At 61.0% G+C, this 18,349-nt stretch carries 22 protein-coding genes; 12 read left to right on the top strand and 10 right to left on the bottom strand.

Annotated features, from left to right (window positions below; translation table 11 throughout):
* Positions 1-3 precede the first annotated feature (3 nt).
* Positions 4-567: a helix-turn-helix domain-containing protein gene (locus KGB28_RS09650; protein ID WP_150726054.1), complete on the bottom strand. Its 564-nt coding sequence runs from the start codon at positions 565-567 to the stop codon at positions 4-6.
* Positions 568-582: 15 nt separating this feature from the next.
* Here KGB28_RS09650 and KGB28_RS09645 point away from each other — a divergent pair, with 15 nt between their 5' ends.
* From KGB28_RS09645 to KGB28_RS09615, 7 genes are all read left to right on the top strand, one after another.
* The gene (locus KGB28_RS09645; RefSeq protein WP_411740581.1) at positions 583-1,584 is read left to right on the top strand and encodes a DMT family transporter; all 1,002 of its coding nucleotides are present in this window, start codon (positions 583-585) and stop codon (positions 1,582-1,584) included.
* Between the two features lie 266 nt (positions 1,585-1,850).
* Positions 1,851-4,769, top strand: a complete 2,919-nt coding sequence (locus KGB28_RS09640; RefSeq protein ID WP_223444452.1) for a monovalent cation/H+ antiporter subunit A — start codon at positions 1,851-1,853, stop codon at positions 4,767-4,769.
* Positions 4,769-5,113: a Na+/H+ antiporter subunit C gene (locus KGB28_RS09635; protein ID WP_007986256.1), complete on the top strand. Its 345-nt coding sequence runs from the start codon at positions 4,769-4,771 to the stop codon at positions 5,111-5,113. Before KGB28_RS09640 ends, KGB28_RS09635 begins: the two co-directional genes overlap by 1 nt.
* Entirely contained in the window at positions 5,110-6,795 is a 1,686-nt protein-coding gene (locus KGB28_RS09630; RefSeq protein ID WP_223444451.1) for a monovalent cation/H+ antiporter subunit D, read from the top strand. Before KGB28_RS09635 ends, KGB28_RS09630 begins: the two co-directional genes overlap by 4 nt.
* Positions 6,792-7,280: a Na+/H+ antiporter subunit E gene (locus KGB28_RS09625; protein WP_223444449.1), complete on the top strand. Its 489-nt coding sequence runs from the start codon at positions 6,792-6,794 to the stop codon at positions 7,278-7,280. The genes KGB28_RS09630 and KGB28_RS09625 overlap by 4 nt, the downstream gene beginning before the upstream one ends.
* Complete coding sequence (locus tag KGB28_RS09620; RefSeq protein ID WP_007986253.1) at positions 7,277-7,555, top strand: K+/H+ antiporter subunit F; 279 nt, start codon at positions 7,277-7,279, stop codon at positions 7,553-7,555. The genes KGB28_RS09625 and KGB28_RS09620 overlap by 4 nt, the downstream gene beginning before the upstream one ends.
* Complete coding sequence (locus KGB28_RS09615) at positions 7,552-7,914, top strand: Na+/H+ antiporter subunit G (RefSeq protein ID WP_007973772.1); 363 nt, start codon at positions 7,552-7,554, stop codon at positions 7,912-7,914. Before KGB28_RS09620 ends, KGB28_RS09615 begins: the two co-directional genes overlap by 4 nt.
* Before the next feature lie 133 nt (positions 7,915-8,047).
* Here the strand turns inward: KGB28_RS09615 and KGB28_RS09610 are convergent, their stop codons facing one another.
* The 4 genes from KGB28_RS09610 to KGB28_RS09595 all read right to left on the bottom strand — a co-directional run bounded on the left by KGB28_RS09610 (position 8,048) and on the right by KGB28_RS09595 (position 10,392).
* Positions 8,048-8,485 carry a DUF3995 domain-containing protein gene (locus KGB28_RS09610; protein ID WP_223444447.1) on the bottom strand — a complete coding sequence of 146 codons (438 nt, stop codon included), beginning with the start codon at positions 8,483-8,485 and terminating at the stop codon, positions 8,048-8,050.
* Between the two features lie 101 nt (positions 8,486-8,586).
* Positions 8,587-9,600, bottom strand: a complete 1,014-nt coding sequence (locus tag KGB28_RS09605) for an ABC transporter substrate-binding protein (protein ID WP_223444445.1) — start codon at positions 9,598-9,600, stop codon at positions 8,587-8,589.
* Between the two features lie 118 nt (positions 9,601-9,718).
* Positions 9,719-9,922 carry a hypothetical protein gene (locus KGB28_RS09600; protein ID WP_223444444.1) on the bottom strand — a complete coding sequence of 68 codons (204 nt, stop codon included), beginning with the start codon at positions 9,920-9,922 and terminating at the stop codon, positions 9,719-9,721.
* Positions 9,922-10,392 (bottom strand): hypothetical protein, encoded by a 471-nt coding sequence (locus KGB28_RS09595; protein ID WP_007986246.1) that lies wholly within the window; start codon positions 10,390-10,392, stop codon positions 9,922-9,924. The genes KGB28_RS09600 and KGB28_RS09595 overlap by 1 nt, the downstream gene beginning before the upstream one ends.
* 412 nt (positions 10,393-10,804) lie before the next feature.
* Here KGB28_RS09595 and KGB28_RS09590 point away from each other — a divergent pair, with 412 nt between their 5' ends.
* Together KGB28_RS09590 and KGB28_RS09585 are read left to right on the top strand one after the other, a co-directional pair.
* Complete coding sequence (locus tag KGB28_RS09590) at positions 10,805-11,053, top strand: hypothetical protein (RefSeq protein ID WP_223444443.1); 249 nt, start codon at positions 10,805-10,807, stop codon at positions 11,051-11,053.
* A 161-nt stretch (positions 11,054-11,214) separates the two neighbouring features.
* Complete coding sequence (locus KGB28_RS09585; protein WP_007973761.1) at positions 11,215-11,445, top strand: hypothetical protein; 231 nt, start codon at positions 11,215-11,217, stop codon at positions 11,443-11,445.
* A 91-nt stretch (positions 11,446-11,536) separates the two neighbouring features.
* Here the strand turns inward: KGB28_RS09585 and KGB28_RS09580 are convergent, their stop codons facing one another.
* The 3 genes from KGB28_RS09580 to KGB28_RS09570 all read right to left on the bottom strand — a co-directional run bounded on the left by KGB28_RS09580 (position 11,537) and on the right by KGB28_RS09570 (position 14,117).
* Entirely contained in the window at positions 11,537-11,740 is a 204-nt protein-coding gene (locus KGB28_RS09580; protein ID WP_150726044.1) for a hypothetical protein, read from the bottom strand.
* A gap of 129 nt (positions 11,741-11,869) precedes the next feature.
* Complete coding sequence (locus tag KGB28_RS09575; protein ID WP_411740582.1) at positions 11,870-13,093, bottom strand: methyl-accepting chemotaxis protein; 1,224 nt, start codon at positions 13,091-13,093, stop codon at positions 11,870-11,872.
* 619 nt (positions 13,094-13,712) lie between these two features.
* Complete coding sequence (locus KGB28_RS09570) at positions 13,713-14,117, bottom strand: TraR/DksA family transcriptional regulator (protein WP_007907888.1); 405 nt, start codon at positions 14,115-14,117, stop codon at positions 13,713-13,715.
* Between the two features lie 369 nt (positions 14,118-14,486).
* On the opposite strand from KGB28_RS09570, the gene KGB28_RS09565 reads away from it, so the two are divergent.
* Positions 14,487-15,092 carry a glutathione S-transferase gene (locus KGB28_RS09565; RefSeq protein ID WP_223444442.1) on the top strand — a complete coding sequence of 202 codons (606 nt, stop codon included), beginning with the start codon at positions 14,487-14,489 and terminating at the stop codon, positions 15,090-15,092.
* A gap of 155 nt (positions 15,093-15,247) precedes the next feature.
* Here KGB28_RS09565 and KGB28_RS09560 read toward each other — a convergent pair whose 3' ends face one another.
* On the bottom strand, positions 15,248-15,556 hold the full coding sequence (locus KGB28_RS09560; RefSeq protein ID WP_223444518.1) for a hypothetical protein: 309 nt from the start codon (positions 15,554-15,556) through the stop codon (positions 15,248-15,250).
* Positions 15,557-15,731: 175 nt separating this feature from the next.
* On the opposite strand from KGB28_RS09560, the gene KGB28_RS09555 reads away from it, so the two are divergent.
* Together KGB28_RS09555 and KGB28_RS09550 are read left to right on the top strand one after the other, a co-directional pair.
* Positions 15,732-16,415, top strand: a complete 684-nt coding sequence (locus tag KGB28_RS09555) for a response regulator transcription factor (protein ID WP_020796732.1) — start codon at positions 15,732-15,734, stop codon at positions 16,413-16,415.
* On the top strand, positions 16,393-17,796 hold the full coding sequence (locus KGB28_RS09550; protein ID WP_223444441.1) for a sensor histidine kinase: 1,404 nt from the start codon (positions 16,393-16,395) through the stop codon (positions 17,794-17,796). The genes KGB28_RS09555 and KGB28_RS09550 overlap by 23 nt, the downstream gene beginning before the upstream one ends.
* A gap of 137 nt (positions 17,797-17,933) precedes the next feature.
* Here the strand turns inward: KGB28_RS09550 and KGB28_RS09545 are convergent, their stop codons facing one another.
* Positions 17,934-18,344, bottom strand: a complete 411-nt coding sequence (locus tag KGB28_RS09545) for an SRPBCC family protein (RefSeq protein ID WP_223444440.1) — start codon at positions 18,342-18,344, stop codon at positions 17,934-17,936.
* Positions 18,345-18,349 lie beyond the last annotated feature (5 nt).

Raw genomic sequence — 18,349 nt, 5'->3', positions numbered from 1 at the left:
TGTTCAGATCACCACATTACGCACAAACTTCGCCGCCACCGCCCCGTCGTTGCGATAACAGTGTGGCTGGTTGCTGGCGAACATGAAGAATTCACCCGCCGCGATATTTTGCGCCTGGTCGCCGAGCATAACGGTCAGGCAACCTTCGAAGACATAAATCTGCTCGCTCCAGCCATCGGCGTCCGGCTCCGACGGATACACCTCGCCCGGTTGCAGGCACCATTCCCACTGCTCGACTTCGCGGCTGGCCTGGGCTTTGGAGAGCAACACCGCTTTACTGCCGGGGATCGTGCCGGTCCAGGCCAGCTCATTGATACGGCTGGGATCGCGGGCGTCGGGCGCCTGGATCAAATCACTGAAGGCGACGTCGAGGGCTTCGGCCACGCGGTCGAGGGTGGTCAGGCTGACGTTCTTTTCCCCCGCCTCGATTGCCACCAGCATTCGACGGCTGACACCGGACTTTTCGGCCAGCGCGGTCTGGCTCAGGTCGGCGGCATGGCGCAAGCGACGGACGTTTTGACTGACGTGCTGGAGGACCGAAGCCCGTTGGGTAGAATCTTTGTGCACTATATTGCTCACTGAGTGGGGTTGGGCAGTATACTGCCCAACATTCGGCGCATTGTGCGTCCCCCTCCAGTAGCGTGCAAGGTCATGACGTCGGTGAACTCCCCAAAGGCTTCCTCCCGTTTTACAAGGTTCAGCAAGGCCGAATGCGTGCTGGTACTGATCACGATGGTCTGGGGCGGTACCTTCCTGCTGGTACAGCATGCGATGACCGTCAGTGGCCCGATGTTTTTCGTCGGCCTGCGCTTTGCCGCCGCCGCGAGCATCGTCGCCCTGTTTTCCTGGCGTCACCTGCGCGACCTGACCTTGTTCGAACTCAAGGCCGGGGCGTTTATCGGCGTGGCCATCATGCTCGGCTACGGCTTGCAGACGGTCGGGCTGCAGAGCATTCCCAGCAGCCAATCGGCATTCATTACCGCGCTGTACGTGCCTTTCGTGCCATTGCTGCAATGGCTGGTGCTGGGACGGCGTCCGGGGTTGATGCCGAGCATCGGCATCATGCTGGCCTTTACCGGGTTGATGCTGTTGTCCGGGCCGTCCGGCGCGTCGTTCAACTTCAGCCCCGGTGAAATCGCCACCTTGATCAGCGCCGTGGCCATTGCGGCCGAGATCATCCTGATCAGCACCTATGCCGGCCAGGTCGATGTGCGCCGGGTGACGACGGTGCAACTGGCAGTCACTTCGGTGCTGTCGTTCCTGATGGTGGTGCCGACCAACGAGGCGATTCCGGACTTCTCCTGGTTGCTGCTGTGCAGCGCGTTGGGCCTGGGGGCGGCGAGTGCGGCGATTCAGGTGGCGATGAACTGGGCACAGAAAAGCGTTTCACCGACCCGCGCCACGCTGATCTATGCCGGCGAGCCGGTATGGGCCGGGATTGTCGGGCGCATTGCCGGGGAACGCTTGCCGGCGATTGCCCTGGTCGGGGCCGGGTTGATTGTGGCGGCGGTGATAGTCAGTGAGTTGAAGACCAAGGGCAAGACTGCGGCTGAGGAAGAGCTGGAGCAGGAAACCCAGCGATAAACCGCGGGTTCTGTATGGCTGGATAGGCCGCCTTCGTCGGAACGCCGCCCGGAGCAAGCCCGCTCCCACATTTGACCGCGTACACCATTCAATGTGGGAGCGGGCTTGCTCGCGAAGGGGCCGGAACTGGCTCCCCGACCTCTCTCTGAAACAATGTGAATCAGGGCTTTTCCGTCTACCGTGTAGGATTCTGCGACAGCTTGGCGTTTGGTGATCCGGGAACTGGCACGTATGATGCTTCACAAACCTCCGCAGATTAGAAGCCTATGTCCCTGATAGTTCTACTGCTTCTGCCTTTCATAGGCAGCTGTTTGGCGGCCGTGTTGCCGCACAATGCCCGTAACGCCGAATCCCTGCTGGCTGGCCTGATCGCCCTGATCGGCACTGTTCAAGTCGCGTTCCTGTACCCGCAGATCGCCGATGGCGGCGTCATTCGTGAAGAGTTTTCCTGGCTGCCCAGCCTGGGCCTGAACTTCGTCCTGCGCATGGACGGTTTCGCCTGGCTGTTCTCCATGCTGGTGCTGGGCATCGGCACCCTGGTTTCGCTGTACGCCCGCTACTACATGTCGCCGAACGATCCGGTGCCACGCTTCTTCGCGTTTTTCCTGGCCTTCATGGGCGCCATGCTCGGGCTGGTGATTTCCGGCAACCTGATCCAGATCGTGTTTTTCTGGGAGCTGACCAGCCTCTTCTCGTTCCTGTTGATCGGCTACTGGCACCATCGCGCCGATGCCCGGCGCGGTGCCTACATGGCGCTGATGGTGACCGGTGCGGGCGGCTTGTGCCTGCTGGCGGGGGTCATGCTGCTTGGCCATGTGGTCGGCAGCTATGACCTGGACAAGGTCCTGGCCGCCGGCGACCTGATTCGCGCCCATGCCCTCTACCCAATTCTATTACCCCTGATCCTGATCGGCGCCCTGAGCAAAAGTGCGCAATTTCCCTTTCACTTCTGGCTGCCCCACGCCATGGCCGCGCCGACGCCCGTGTCGGCGTATCTGCACTCGGCGACCATGGTCAAGGCCGGGGTCTTCCTGCTTGCGCGGCTATGGCCTTCGCTGTCGGGCAGTGAAGAATGGTTCTACATCGTCAGCGGCGCCGGTGCCTGCACCCTGTTGCTCGGGGCGTACTGCGCGATGTTCCAGAACGACCTCAAGGGCTTGCTGGCCTACTCGACCATCAGCCACCTGGGCCTGATCACCCTGTTGCTCGGTTTGAACAGCCCGCTGGCCGCCGTCGCCGCGGTGTTCCACATCCTCAACCACGCGACGTTCAAGGCCTCGTTGTTCATGGCCGCGGGCATCATCGACCACGAAAGCGGCACCCGCGATATCCGCAAACTCAGCGGCCTGTACAAGCTGATGCCGTTCACCGCCACCCTGGCCATGGTCGCCAGCGCCTCGATGGCCGGCGTACCGTTGCTCAACGGTTTTCTCTCCAAAGAGATGTTCTTCGCCGAAACCGTGTTCATCAATGCCACGCGCTGGGTCGAACTGAGCTTGCCGATCGTGGCAACGATTGCCGGTACCTTCAGCGTGGCTTACTCCCTGCGTTTCACCGTGGATGTGTTCTTCGGCCCGCCCGCGACCGACTTGCCTCACACGCCCCACGAGCCACCGCGCTGGATGCGCGCGCCGGTGGAATTGCTGGTGTTCACTTGCCTGCTGGTGGGGATCTTCCCGGCCCAGATAGTCGGCCCGCTGCTCGCGGCGGCGGCGCAACCGGTGGTCGGCGGCACGCTGCCCGAGTACAGCCTGGCGATCTGGCACGGACTGAACGCGCCGATGATCATGAGCCTGATCGCCTTGTCCTGCGGCACCCTGCTCTATCTGCTGCTGCGCAATCAATTCAAGCACGGGCGTTTCGACCGTCCGCCCGTCATCGGTCGCCTGGACGGCAAGCACCTGTTCGAATACGCGCTGGTCGCCATCATGCGCCTGGCCCGTCGCCTGGAGCCGCGGATTGGCACCAGGCGCCTGCAAATGCAGTTGTTCCTGGTGGTACTCGCCGCCGTGCTGGCGGGGTTGATTCCCATGCTCCACAGCAGCCTTCACTGGGGTGACCGGCCGAAAATCCCCGGGTCGATCGTGTTCGTCACCTTGTGGTTGCTGGCCATCGCCTGCGCCCTTGGCGCGGCCTATCAGGCCAAGTATCACCGTCTCGCGGCCCTGACCATGGTCAGCGTCTGCGGCCTGATGACCTGCGTCACCTTCGTCTGGTTTTCCGCGCCGGACCTGGCCCTGACCCAACTGGCAGTCGAAGTGGTGACCACGGTGCTGATCTTGCTGGGCCTGCGCTGGCTACCACGACGGATCGAGGAGGTCTCGCCGTTGCCGGGCAGCCTGCGTCGGGCGCGGGTGCGACGTATCCGCGACTTGCTGCTGTCGACCGCGGTCGGTGTCGGCATGGCGTTGCTGGCCTACGCCATGCTGACGCGCCAGACCCCCAACGACATTTCCTCGTTCTACCTCAGCCGCGCCTTGCCCGAAGGCGGCGGCAGCAACGTGGTCAACGTGATGCTGGTGGACTTCCGTGGTTTCGACACCCTTGGTGAAATCACCGTGCTGGTGGCCGTGGCCCTGACCGTGTTCGCCCTGCTGCGCCGCTTCCGTCCGCCGAAAGAAAGCCTGCAACTGCCGGCCCAGCAACGCTTGCTCGCGCCGGATGTGGTCACCGACCTGGTCAACCCGCGTCACGCCAGCGACACCGCGCTCGGTTTCATGATGGTGCCGGCGGTGCTGGTGCGCCTGCTGTTGCCGGTGGCGCTGGTGGTGTCGTTCTACCTGTTCATGCGCGGGCACAATCAACCGGGCGGCGGTTTTGTCGCCGGGCTGGTGATGTCGGTGGCGTTCATCCTGCAATACATGGTCGCCGGCACTCAGTGGGTCGAGGCGCAAATGAGCCTGAGGCCGCTGCGCTGGATGGGCACCGGACTGATGATTGCCACGGCCACCGGGCTGGGCGCGATGGTCGTCGGCTATCCGTTCCTGACCACCCACACCTGGCATTTCTCGTTGCCGCTGCTGGGTGACATTCACCTGGCCAGCGCGCTGTTCTTCGACATCGGTGTGTACGGCGTGGTGGTCGGCTCGACCCTGTTGATCCTCACCGCCCTCGCCCACCAATCAGTGCGCGGCCACAAAACTGCTGCCCAACCCAGATCCGTTGCCGCCAAAGGAGCCGTCTGATGGAAGAAGTCATCGCAATCGCCATCGGCGTACTGGCCGCGTCCGGCGTCTGGCTGATCCTGCGCCCACGGACGTTCCAGGTGGTCATGGGCCTGTGCCTGCTGTCCTACGGCGTCAATCTGTTCATCTTCAGCATGGGCAGCCTGTTCATCGGCAAGGAGCCAATCATCAAGGACGGCGTGCCGCAGGACCTGTTGCACTACACCGACCCGTTGCCACAAGCCTTGGTGCTGACCGCGATCGTCATCAGCTTCGCCATGACCGCGCTGTTCCTGGTGGTGCTGCTGGCTTCCCGGGGCCTGACCGGCACCGACCATGTGGATGGCCGGGAGCCTAAAGAATGATGGCGATGACCCACCTGATCGTCGCGCCCATTCTGCTGCCGCTGCTGACCGCCGCGATCATGCTGATGCTCGGCGAGAAGCACCGGCCGCTCAAGGCGAAGATCAATCTGTTCTCCAGCCTGCTCGGGCTGGGCATTGCCGTGGCATTGTTGCAATGGACACAAACCACCGGCGTGCCCGGCTCCATCGGTGTGTACCTGCCGGGCAACTGGCAAGTGCCGTTCGGCCTGGTGCTGGTGGTCGACCGCCTGTCGGCGTTGATGCTGGTGCTGACCGGCATCATCGGCGTCAGTGCCCTGCTGTTCGCCATGGCACGCTGGGACAGCGCCGGTTCGAGTTTTCACGCGCTGTTCCAGATCCAGTTGATGGGCCTTTACGGTGCGTTCCTCACCGCTGACCTGTTCAACCTGTTCGTGTTCTTCGAGGTGCTGCTGGCCGCGTCCTACGGGTTGATGCTCCACGGCTCGGGCCGGGCGCGGGTGTCGTCGGGGCTGCATTACATCTCGATCAACCTGCTGGCCTCGTCGCTGTTCCTGATTGGCGCGGCGCTGATCTATGGGGTCACCGGCACGCTGAACATGGCCGACCTGGCGGTAAAAATCCCGCTGGTGTCCGAGGCTGATCGTGGCTTGCTACACGCCGGTGCGGGGATCCTGGCCGTCGCGTTCCTGGCCAAGGCCGGCATGTGGCCGCTGAACTTCTGGCTGGTGCCGGCCTATTCCTCGGCCAGCGCACCGGTGGCGGCGATGTTCGCAATCATGACCAAGGTCGGCGTGTACACCTTGCTGCGCCTGTGGACGCTGCTGTTCTCCGCCCAGGCCGGGGCATCGGCGTTCTTTGGCGGTGACTGGCTGATCTATGGCGGCATGGCGACCATCGTCTGCGCCGCCATGGCGATCCTCGCCGCGCAACGCCTGGAGCGCATGGCCAGCCTGAGCATTCTGGTGTCGGCGGGCATTCTGCTGTCGACCATCGGTTTCGCCCAGCCGAATCTGGTCGGCGCGGCGCTGTTCTATCTGTTCAGCTCGACCCTGGCGCTGAGCGCGCTGTTCCTGTTGGCCGAACTGATCGAGCGCTCGCGCTCGGCCAACGAAATCCTGCTCGAAGATGAAACCGAATTGCTGCCGCGGCCACTGGAATCCCTGCATCCGCCCAGAGGCACCAACCTCGACGACGACCAGAAAGCCGTGGTCGGCCAGGTGATTCCCTGGACCATGGCGTTTCTCGGCCTGAGCTTCATCGCCTGCGCCTTGCTGATCATCGGCATGCCGCCGCTCTCCGGCTTTATCGGCAAACTCGGGTTGATCGGCGCCCTGCTCAACCCCTTGGGTCTGGGCAACAGCGGCGACACACCGGTTTCCAACGCCGCGTGGGGCCTGTTGGTGTTGTTGATTGTGTCGGGGCTGGCGTCGCTGATCGCGTTCTCGCGCCTGGGCATCCAGCGCTTCTGGACGCCAGCGGAACGACCATCGCCCCTGCTGCGACGCCTGGAATGCGTGCCGATCTTCGCCCTGCTGGGCTTGAGCATTGCGCTGACCTTCAAGGCCGATCCGCTGCTGCGCTACACCCAGGCCGCCGCCGATGCCTTGTACAACCCGCAGCAATACGTAATGGCGGTGCTCGACACACGCGTCGTACCGAACCCGTCGGCCGTAGCGGCCCCGCAGGAGGTGCAACCGTGAAGCGCCTGTTTCCGGCACCCTTGCTGTCGCTGGCCCTGTGGTTGCTGTGCCTGTTGCTGAACCTGTCGATCAGCCCCGGCAACCTGCTGCTGGGTGCTGCGCTGGGGTTCTGCGCGCCATTGATGATGCGCAGGCTGCGTCCGCTGCCGGTGCGCATCCGTCGTCCCTGGGTAATCCTGCGCCTGGTCCTGCTGGTCGGGCGCGATGTACTGGTGTCCAACATTGCCGTGGCCTGGAGCGTGCTCAATGCGGGGCGTCGCCCGCCCCGCTCGCAATTCATCAAGGTGCCGCTGGACTTGCGGGACGCCAACGGCCTGGCTGCACTGTCCATGATCACCACGGTAGTGCCCGGTACGGTCTGGTCGGAGCTGGCGCTGGACCGCAGCATTCTACTGTTGCACGTCTTCGACCTGGACGACGAGGCGCTGTTCATCCAGCACTTCAAGGCGACCTACGAACGTCCGTTGATGGAGATCTTCGAATGAGCCCGTTGCTGTCGAACGCGATCCTGCTGAGCCTGTTCTTCTTTTCCCTGGCGATGATCCTGACCCTGATCCGCCTGTTCAAGGGGCCGTCGGCCCAGGATCGGGTTCTGGCGCTGGACTACCTGTACATCGTCGCGATGCTGATGATGCTGGCGCTGGGCATTCGCTATGCCAGCGACACCTACTTCGAGGCAGCGCTGCTGATCGCCCTGTTCGGTTTCGTCGGCTCGTTCGCCCTGGCGAAATTCCTGCTGCGTGGTGAGGTGATCGAATGAATACGCCATTGTCGTTGTGGGTGGAAATCCCGGTGGCGATCCTGCTGGTGCTCGGCAGCCTGTTTGCATTGATCGGCGCCACGGGCCTGCTGCGCATGAAGGACTACTTCCAGCGCATGCACCCACCGGCCCTGGCCTCGACGCTCGGCGCCTGGTGCGTGGCGCTGGCTTCGATCATCTACTTTTCGGCGCTCAAGTCCGCGCCGGTATTGCACGCCTGGCTGATTCCGATCCTGCTGGCGATTACCGTGCCGGTGACGACCTTGCTGTTGGCCCGGGCGGCGCTGTTTCGCAAACGCATGGCCGGGGATGATGTGCCGGCCGAAGTGAGCAGCCGGCGTACGGAGAGTGGTAGTTAGACCAAAGTTTTGTATTGACTGGACCGGCCTCTTCGCGAGCAAGCCCGCTCCCACAGGGATTGCGCTGAACCCTGTGGGAGCGGGCTTGCTCGCGAAGGCTATAGACCAGCCAACACAGCAAGACCGGTCTGCCTCAGACCCAGGCCACCGCCAACAACCCCGCCCCCAACACCACACACAACGGCGAGTAAACCCAGGTGTCGAGCCGGGCAAACTTCGAGCCTTTAACCTCTTTGAAAAACCCCACCAGCTCCGAATCGCCAATGGCCCGGGCAAACAGCAAAATCGCAATCGCACTGATCACCCACTGCAACGACCAGTGATGCAACGATGGCAGCCACCAACCCACCCGCAAGCACACCAGCACGGCAATCAACAGCAACACCCCGGCCACCACCAGCGTGATCCAGCCTCGTGGCTTGAACGCCGGTCGCAGTTGCGCGCTGCCCTCCTGCGGTACTTGCGGGACCGCCGCCACCGCCGCCCACTCGCCACCCAACGCCCAATACACATGCACCAGACTGATCACTGCGAAGATCGTCACCAGCCATTGAGCCAACAACAGGGTCATGGTTCAGAGATCCTTGAAAGGGATATGAACTGAACAGGCTAGTCGGCTTTTCCTGAAGTGCGCGGTCGAGTGCAAGACCAAAAGCTCATACCGGCGGCCGCTCACATTCCGGCGGCGACTTTATCCGCCACGTCCTTGGGCAACCACGCCCGCCAGACGTCCGGATGAGCCTTCATGAACGCTTCCGCCGCCTGACGTGGCGGCGTATGTTTCTCGCTCATTTCGGCCAGTGCTTTGTTCAGGGGATCGATCGGAAAGTCGACCTTGGCGAAGAACTCGGCAATCTGCGGGTATTGCTTCTGGAAGGGAGTGGACACACCGATCGACAACTTGGAGGCCAGGGAGCGGGTCGGCTGTGGATTGGGGTTGTCGGCGTCGGTCAAGGTCTTCCAGGCTTCGGCGTCGAACGGTGGCTCTTCGAGTTGGATCAGCTTGAAGCGGCCGAGCAACGGCGTGGGTGACCAGTAGTAAAACAGCACCGGCTTGCCACGATGAATTGACGAACTGATCTCTGCGTCCAGTGCCGCGCCCGAACCGCTGCGGAAGTTCACGTAGCTGTCGTCCAGCCCATACGCCTTGAGCTTCTGCTTGTTGACCACTTCCGAGGTCCAGCCGATGGGGCTGTTGAGGAAACGTCCCTTGGTCGGGGCTTCCGGGTCCTTGAACACGTCTTTGTAACGCGGCAGGTCGCTGACGCTGCGCAGGTCCGGCGCCAACGCCTTGATGCCCTTGGCCGGGTCGCCCTTGATCACATATTCCGGCACCCACCAGCCTTCGGTAGCGCCCTTGACCGTGTCGCCGAGGCTGACGACTTTGCCTTCGGCTTCCGCCTTGACCCACACCGGGCTGCGACCGGCCCACTCTTCGCCAATGACCTGGATGTCATTGTTGGCCAGCGCGGTTTCCAGGGTGATGGTGGTGCCCGGCAAGGTGTCGGTCGGCAGCCCGTAGCCCTTCTCGACAATGATGCGCAAGACGTCGGTGATCAGGCTGCCGCTTTCCCAGTTCAGGTCGGCGAAGTGGATCGGCGTCTGGGCGGCAAACACCGGGGCGGGTGTCGCCAGCAAACCGAAAGTGGCCAGGACCGCAGCCAGCAACCGTCGAAATCCGTTCATGCTTTTGCACCTCGTGCTGTTCACAGCAATAGCAGGATGGCCTGGCAGTAGACCGCGAAGCCTCTGAATACTCAGTCCACTGACTGTAGTAGAGGTTCCTGCTTTCGAGGTGCGTGGGTCAGTTTTCGGAGGTTTCCTGCAAACGCATCAGTTCACGTCTGACCATGCTGGCGTATGCCGCCGGTTGCAGTTGGTAAAGCTGTGACGCCACCCAATTCAGCCAGGCTCCCTGCAGAATGGTCTTCTGCCCGAACAGCCGCCGCGCTTCATCTTGAGCGCTGGCCAGGTTCTGTTCGTGGAAGTCGGCGCGGGTCAGGGTCATCACTCGCTGGCCTTGAAAGTCACCAGCTCGCCCTTGCGCCACTTGGCCGCCTTGGCGGTCACGGCCTTGAGGGTCTTGGTCAGGCCTTCCTGCAACTGTTGATGGGCGGCGAACACCATCACCACGCTGTGACCTTCCTTGAACACGATCCCCTGACCGTCGGCCGTGGTCACGAAGGCGTAGTCGCCAATGCCGTAAACCGTCAGCTTGATGTCGCGGAACTTGATGTCCAGCTTGCCGCCTTCGCGACTGGGCAGCACGGACGCGCTGAAATGATCGCCGACCTTGAGTTTGAGTCCGGGTTTGTCGTCCACCACCAGGGCTGATTCGGTGTCGATTTCGGCAATGTAAATGCCTTCAGCGTTCTGTTCAGTGATGTAAACGAAACGTGACTGAAACTGCTTGACCAGCTTTGCGCGCAAATCACCCAGCACGAACAAAGCATGCATATCGAGATTACTTACTGCCAAGGAAACATCCCCACATCTGAAAAATGGTGCCGTGCGCGAAAAATAAACGCACAGCCAAAAAAGCGGCAATGCCGAAGGTGTCGCCAAAGAACCCGGATTGAAGTCCTGAATGAGCAGTGCACTCATTCATCACGAAGCTTGAGAAGACTACTGGAACGTCACTCGCGTCGTCCTGCCTGGCGTTCGTCACAGACTGAAGGAAAACGCCCTCCCTGCTGCCAGAAAATCATGGACTATCAACTTCGGGGAAAAATCTCATCAAGAAAAAATCTTTTCCTACATATCGTCCGCAAAAAATTGCTTTAGATAAACATCATTCACCCACCAGTGGGGGTGATTCTAGAGCAGCGATGCTCTTGGAGACTAGCCAAAACGACGTACATACGTCGGTAAACAATGAAAAGGACTTCATATGTGCACGCTGACTCACTTTGCTTATCCCGTGGTGCCTGACTCGAAAACAGCGCCGATCCCGCACCCGATACGGTTTCGCCACCATGAACCGCTTCCCGATGTCCCGGCCCGCCCGCGATTTCAGGTGGTGATGGCGGGCATTGCCTTCTTTCATATCAAGGATATTTCGACAGGCTGCGTAAGAGGTTTCCGAGCTGATCATAACGAAGCCTGTGCCCTCGCCCGGTTTCTGGAATCACATTGTTGACATGCCCGCCGTGCTCATTTCCATCGACATTTCGTCTGCCCGCCGACTTATCTCAGCCGTCGACGGGCAACTACTGCCATACTGCCCGCCAAATAAAACGGACCCGCAGAAAATCGGGTTGCGTTGACAACAACAATGTTTTTCCAGGGGAAGTCGGCAACGTGACGGAATTTGATATCGGCGAGTTTTTTATCCGGGGTGAAGCCAGAGAAGTCGAGGGTGAATTCCAGGCCGTGATTGTCATGCGGGCCAAACCACCGCTGAAGACCGTGACGTATCACCAGGTCGAAAAGGATCGCTGGTTCAAAACCCCGGATGTCGCCGCCATTGCGGCCCAGGAATCGGCCAGGGAACTGAAGGCCGCAGTCGATGCGGGGGCATTGAAAGCCTGATTGCCGGGTTGGCGGTGAGCGAAGACGCTGACTGGGCGCAGGTGGTCGACGACCTGAACCTGCGCATGCACCAGACCCACTGACAACAACCTCAATGCAGGCTGCCAGGGCTTTCGGCGCTCAATTGCGCCACCCAGGCAGCCTTGCACTCCTCCGCTTCGTCGCGACTGGAGAACGCCGTACCCCGGCGCTCGCCATTGAGCAACACGACCCAGCAGACCCTGCGCCCCATGGATCGCAAATTGGCGGGTACTCCGCTGCCGATCATGACCGCGACATCAACTTTGCCTTGCATGCTGACCCCTCGAAATTCATTAGCAACCTAATTAGTAGGTATGTTAATCAGTTTACCGACGAGGAAACAGCAAAACCCTGCACAGGTTCATTACAGGATTCGTAACAATCGTCCTGCAGCCCGGGCTTTCTAGCGCGGCTTTTCCGGTTTGTAGCCCAGGCGCAAACCACCCCAATGCCGGCCCTTGAGCATGATCGGCACCGAGAGATCATGCATCAACTCGCCGGTGTCGCGCGTATAGGTTTGCAGCAACACGGCCTTCTGATGGCTGCCACAGCGGATCCCGGTGCGGTCAGCGAACTTGCGCTTGGTCCGGCTCTGCAACGCATCGACCTGCGCATCTCCCGTCAGCGGCTGGCTGAACGCCTTGTTGTGGGTCGGCACATAACCCTGCTGGGTGCAGGCAATGGCGAACACCAATCCTTCGTGACGCGGTAACAACGGTTCTTGAATCGCTGGCAACACCTGATCGGTATAACGGTCGAAACGCGTCTGGTACTTGGTCGGGCTGGTATTGGGGATGGCCTGGTAATTGCGGTCGAACAGATCGTCGAGACTGATTCGACCGGCATCGATGTCCGCCTCGAAACGCGCGGCAATCTGCCTCGCGGCTTCCCGGGCCAGGTCATAGATACGCTGGTGATAGTCATCCAGCCCCACCTCGGCAAGACGCTCGCTGATGGTTTCGGCTTGCCCTTCCATTTGCACCGCCGCCTGGGCCAGGCGCTGAGTCTGCTGGTCGCTGACCGCCAGATCGCTGCGCATCTGTTCGATGGCGTGAAACAGGCTGTCGAGTTGCTCACGGTTGGTGTCTGCCCCTTGGGCGATTGCTCCGACCTGGGACTCGACGCTGGCCGCCAGTCGGGCAATGTTTTCCAGGTGCTGCCCCGTGCGCTCTACCTGCTCGACGCCGGAGTCAAGGTCGCTGGACAGTTGACGGATCTGCTCCACCACCTGCGCCGTGCGTTGCTGGATGTCGGCCACCATTTCGCCCACTTCGCCCGTGGCGGTCGCCGTGCGTGCGGCAAGCCCGCGAACTTCGTCGGCCACCACTGCAAAGCCGCGACCGTGCTCCCCCGCCCGCGCCGCTTCTATCGCTGCGTTCAACGCCAGCAGGTTGGTCTGGCTGGCGATGGACTGAATCACCAGGGTCACTCGCTGGATATCATCGCTGCGCAGGCTCAAGGCTTCGATCAGTTCACGGCTGTTGCTGGCGCGCTGGCTGAGCTGATGCATGCGCGCGATGGACTCGATCAATTCAGTACGCCCGACCACTCCGCTTTGATGAGCTTCGCTGGCGGCACTGAGCGCCTGGCGACTGAGCGTCGAGGTGGCCTGTTCGGTGGTGATCATGACTTCGGCATTGCTGACGATCTGTGCTGCCGCCGTGAGCTGCGATTGCAGTTTGTCCGCCAGTTGCCGAACCGAAAACGCCACACCGGCGGCCGACAGTGCGTTATGGCTGGTGGTGCAGGAAAGATCGCGAGTCAATTCGCCGATGGCATCGGGGTTGGCGGGGGCAGCCGCCTGCGGGGTCGCGCGCGAGCGCAGTCGAGGCAGCCAGATAATCAATACGGCCAGGGGCAGGCCAAGGTAAAGCGACCCGTCGCCCAGCGTCATGCCACTTAACAACAGCATCAGGGCGATGCTTTGCAGCGTTGGCGTCAGCCAGCGGTTGTTCGGCAACAGCACGGGTGCGGGCACTGCCGCAACCAGAGACCCGTCTCTCGTCATCATCGTCACCCCGGAAAGCTTCTAATTGTTGTCTTCGCATTAAACGCCACTATAAGGCCATTATCCATGAGCCTTTAGTCGCGAACGTTGCAGGAGATCAATAGAAGAACCGGGAAATCGAAGACGGCAGAAAACAAAGATCGCAGCCTGCGGCAGCGCCCTACTTCAATTGCGTAGGAGCTGCCGCAGGCTGCGATCTTTTCAAAGGCAGTCCATCTTGATGGACTGCCTCGCAGAATCAGGCCTGACGCTGGTGCTTGTCGATTTGCTCGTGACGTTCCTGAGCTTCGATGCAGTACTTGGTGGTCGGGCTGATCAGCAGGCGCTTGAGGCCAATCGCCTCGCCGCTGTCGTCGCACCAGCCGAAGCTGTCTTCCTTGATGCGCTCAAGGGCTTGTTCCAACTGAGGCAGCATGCGCTGGTCGCGATCGATCGCGTTCACCAGCCAGGTGCGCTCTTCTTCGACCGAAGCCGCGTCTGCCGGATCGGCCGGGGTGTCCAGGCTTTCGATGGCGATACGGTTCTGTTCGATGCGCTCATGGGTTTCGACTTTCATGTTCTGCAACAGCTCGGAGAAAAAAGCATGTTGCTCGGCATTCATGTAGTCATCCGCCGGCATGGCCAGCAACTTGTCCTTTGTCATTGATATCTCTATAAAAAAACGTGCATTAAGGCGAATAAGGGAGCGTTCCGGCAGACCTGGGCAGGCCATCGGAAAGGCGCCGTTTGTTCCAAGCGCCACCCGGCACTCAATTTACGAGGGGCGGCAGTCTACGGCCGACTTGAGGCCTCAGCAACTGAAAAGACTGCGAATTTGTCCGACAAAGCCCTGAAAATGCTCTAAGACAGGCTTTGAGGCGGTAATCGGAGTGCGTTTATAGCAAGAAATTCAATCGAGCGGCTGTATATAGAAGACAAACGGCGGCACCGGGCATTATTCACGGTCATTTGCAGGGCCGGGAACCTCAGCTAAGGTTGTCCCTCCCGAAATGGCCATATAAAGGAAAGGACCATGAAGCTGATCGGTATGCTGGACTCGCCCTATGTCAGGCGCGCCGCCATTTCTGCCAAATGCCTGGGAATCACGCTGGAACACCGATCGGTCTCGGTGTTCCGCCACTTCGAACAATTCCAGCAGATCAACCCGGTGGTCAAGGCGCCCACCCTGGTGCTGGATGACGGTGAGGTGTTGATGGACTCGACGCTGATCATCGACTACCTGGAAACCCTGGCCGGCAACAGCCTGCTGCCCGTCGAGCCGAGACAACGCCTGCGCGCGTTGCGTCTGATTGGCCTGGCGCTGGCCGCCAGCGAAAAATCCGTGCAGCTTTACTACGAGCGCAACCTGCGGCCCGAGGAGATTCAATTCGAACCCTGGGTGCAGCGGGTCGAAGGACAGCTGAAGGCAGCCTATTCGGCGCTGGAGCGGGAGCTGGAAAAGCAGCCGCTGAAGACTGACGGCTCGATCGAGCAGGATGGCATTACCCTCGCCGTAGCCTGGAGTTTTACCAATCTGGTAGTACCGGACCAGGTGAGTGCGGCGCAGTTTCCGCGGATCGCAGCGTTCACGAAGTATGCCGAGGGGCTTGAGGTGTTTGTGGATACGCCGATCGAATAGATAGATTCGCTTCGCCTGACCTGCCGTCTTCGCGAGCAAGCCCGCTCCCACAGTAATTTTCGTCGTACGCGGACTTTGTGTTCAACATCAATGGAGCGAGCTTGCTCCGGGCGGCGTTCCGCCGATGACGCTGGGTCATTCGACACATGCATTGGCTATTTGCGCTTATAGCTTTTATTACCACTGGGGGTCAGGCAGTAAACGCCGCCTCTGGGCCCCGTACAAAACGATCCGGTGCCACAGGAGCAGCCCTGTGTGTCCTGGAACAATGCTTGCGGTCGTGCCTGGTTTTTACCGCCAAACATTGCCGAGCAACTTTTCTTCGAACCACTGATGGAGCCGTCATTACACAGGAACAGATCGCCGTCGCATCGATCGATTCCACCTTTCTTCCCGGAACAGGGGGTATTGCCAGCCCAGGCAGGCGAACTGAAAACACTGAACAGCAACAGACAAATCGGCATCCAGCCACAGCGGATCGAGTTGCGCACAATGCATCACCCTATTGAAGCTGTGGCCCAATGATATCAACGTTGAGAACTGCGATCCCTGCTAGATGAAAGTTAATTTATTAAGTCGCGGGCAATTCTTGGCAAAATGCTCGCAACTTCGTAATGAACTGCTTATCAGGCCAGCCCTATGACCCGCATCTTGACCATCGAAGACGACGCCGTGACCGCCCGGGAAATTGTCGCCGAACTGAGTAGCCACGGCCTCGACGTCGACTGGGTCGACAATGGCCGCGAAGGGCTGGAGCGCGCGGTCAGCGGCAACTATGACCTGATTACCCTCGACCGCATGTTGCCCGAGCTCGATGGCCTGGCGATTGTCACCACCCTGCGGACCATGGGAGTGGCCACGCCGATCCTGATGATCAGCGCCCTGTCCGACGTCGATGAGCGAGTGCGCGGCCTGCGCGCCGGTGGCGATGACTACCTGACCAAACCCTTCGCCACCGATGAAATGGCTGCCCGGGTCGAAGTCCTGCTGCGCCGGCAGAACACCGTGACCGCACAGGCCACCACGCTGCGGGTGGCGGATCTGGAGCTGAACCTGATCAGCCACGAAGCCAGCCGCGACGGTCAACTGCTGACGCTATTGCCCACCGAATACAAACTGCTGGAATTCCTGATGCGCAATACCGGGCAAATCCTCTCGCGGATGATGATTTTCGAAGAAGTCTGGGGTTATCACTTCGACCCCGGCACCAACCTGATCGACGTACACATTGGCCGTCTGCGCAAGAAGATCGACCCGCCTGGCAATGTCCCACTGATTCGGACCGTGCGAGGCTCGGGTTATGTCATTGCCGAACCCGTCTAAAGGCTGGCGCTCTTCCAGCAGCCGTCTGCTGGCGCTCTACAGTTCGCTGTTCGTGCTCTGGAGCGGGATCCTCATGGGGGTCATGTACTACGAGGTTTCCGCTTACCTGGACAACCTGGCCAAGCATTCGCTGATGCAACGCCAGCACCTGTTTTCGCGCTTCTCTGGCGAGCAACTGGTGGACGCCCTCGCCGTCAGCATGACCTTCGACATCCGCGGCATCGACGCCTACGGCCTGTTCGATGGCCAACACCGTCACCTCAGCGGCGCCCTGCGCTACATTCCGGACGGCTTGCCGCTCGATGGCAAGATCCACATGCTGCGCGATTGCGATGCCTCCGACGACAGCGACGAGCAGACGCTACCCGCCGACAGTTGCGACGCCGTGGCGACCCGCACCCTCGACGGCCGCTGGTTGGTGCTGGTGCGCGACAACGGTTCGCTGTTCGCCGTGACCCGGATCATCCTTCACGCCTTGTTCTGGGGTGTGACCCTGACCATCGTGCCGGGCATCGTCGGCTGGACTTTGCTGCGGCGCCGGCCGTTGCGGCGCATTCGCGGGATTCAGGCCAGTGCCGAAGCCATCGTCGCCGGCGACCTGAGCCGGCGCTTGCCACTGTCCAATCGGCGTGACGAACTGGACATGCTCGCCGCCATCGTCAACGCCATGCTCGAACGCATCGAGCGCTTGATGAACGAGGTCAAGGGCGTGTGCGATAACATCGCCCATGACCTGCGCACACCCCTGACCCGTCTGCGCGCGCAGCTTTACCGCATGCAGCAGCAAGCCGGCGAGGGCTCGGCGCAGGCCATGCAACTGGACCTGGTGCTGGCCGAAGCCGATACGCTGATGGCGCGTTTCCGTGGCTTGCTGCGGATCTCCGAACTGGAAGACCGTCAGCGTCGCTCCGGTTTCGTGCAAGTGGACCCGGTGGCGTTGTTGCAAGAGCTGCATGAGTTCTACTTGCCCCTGGCGGAAGACGACGACCTTATGTTCCAACTGCATCTGCCCGCGTCATTGCCGCCCCTCAATGGCGACCGTGCGCTGATGTTCGAAGCGGTGGCGAACCTGCTCAGCAACTCGATCAAATTCACCCCGCCCGGTGGCGCGGTGATCTTGCGCGGGGTCAATGATGGCGGGCACACGCGGATCGAAGTGCTTGACTCCGGCCCGGGCATTCCCGAGGCGGAACGTGAAGCGGTGTTCCAGCGTTTCTATCGCGCCGAGGCGGGCAATCACAAAAGCGGCTTCGGGCTGGGGCTGTCCATCGTCGCGGCGATTGTCAGCCTGCACGGGTTTACGCTGGAGGTGGGCAGCAGCGAACTGGGTGGCGCGCGGCTGGTGCTTGATTGTCGGGAGAGTCTGATTCCTCAAGCCTAGCGTTCATCTGAAGAACAAAACAGATCCCCTGTGGGAGCGAGCTTGCTCGCGATGGCGGAGTGTCAGGCGATACATTTTTACCTGATACACCGTCATCGCGAGCAAGCTCGCTCCCACAGGAGTTGGTGTCGTGACTGTCAGGCCGGGTAATTGGCCCGTAGCGCTTCAAGCCCGCCCTGATAGATGCCGGTAAACAACGCCTCCACTTCCTCGTTGCTCACACCCACCGGCTCGAACCTTCCGGACCAGGTCACCCGCGCGCCCTCGCCTTGCGCTTGAACCTTGATCGTCGCCAGATAATCAGTCGCCGGAAACGGTGCCTGCAAAATCGAGTAGCTGTAGGTTTGGCTCGCGTTGTCGAAGGCTTGCAGGCGTTCGATCACCACGGCGCCGTCCGCCGTTTGCAGGCTGCGCACGCGCCCGTCTTCGCTCAGTTCGCTCTTGGGAATGAACGGCAGCCAGTCCGGCAGCGAGTTGAAACCGCCAATCAATTGCCAGACCTGATCGGCCGAAGCCGGGATGTCGATGAAGGCTGATGCAGTTGCCATGAAAT

It is taken from the genome of Pseudomonas sp. BF-R-19 (assembly GCF_019956445.1).
In the GTDB taxonomy this organism is placed as follows: Bacteria; Pseudomonadota; Gammaproteobacteria; order Pseudomonadales; family Pseudomonadaceae; genus Aquipseudomonas; species Aquipseudomonas fluorescens_BH.
Note: the sequence above shows the minus strand (reverse complement) of the source record. Positions and strands in the feature narration are given on the sequence as shown.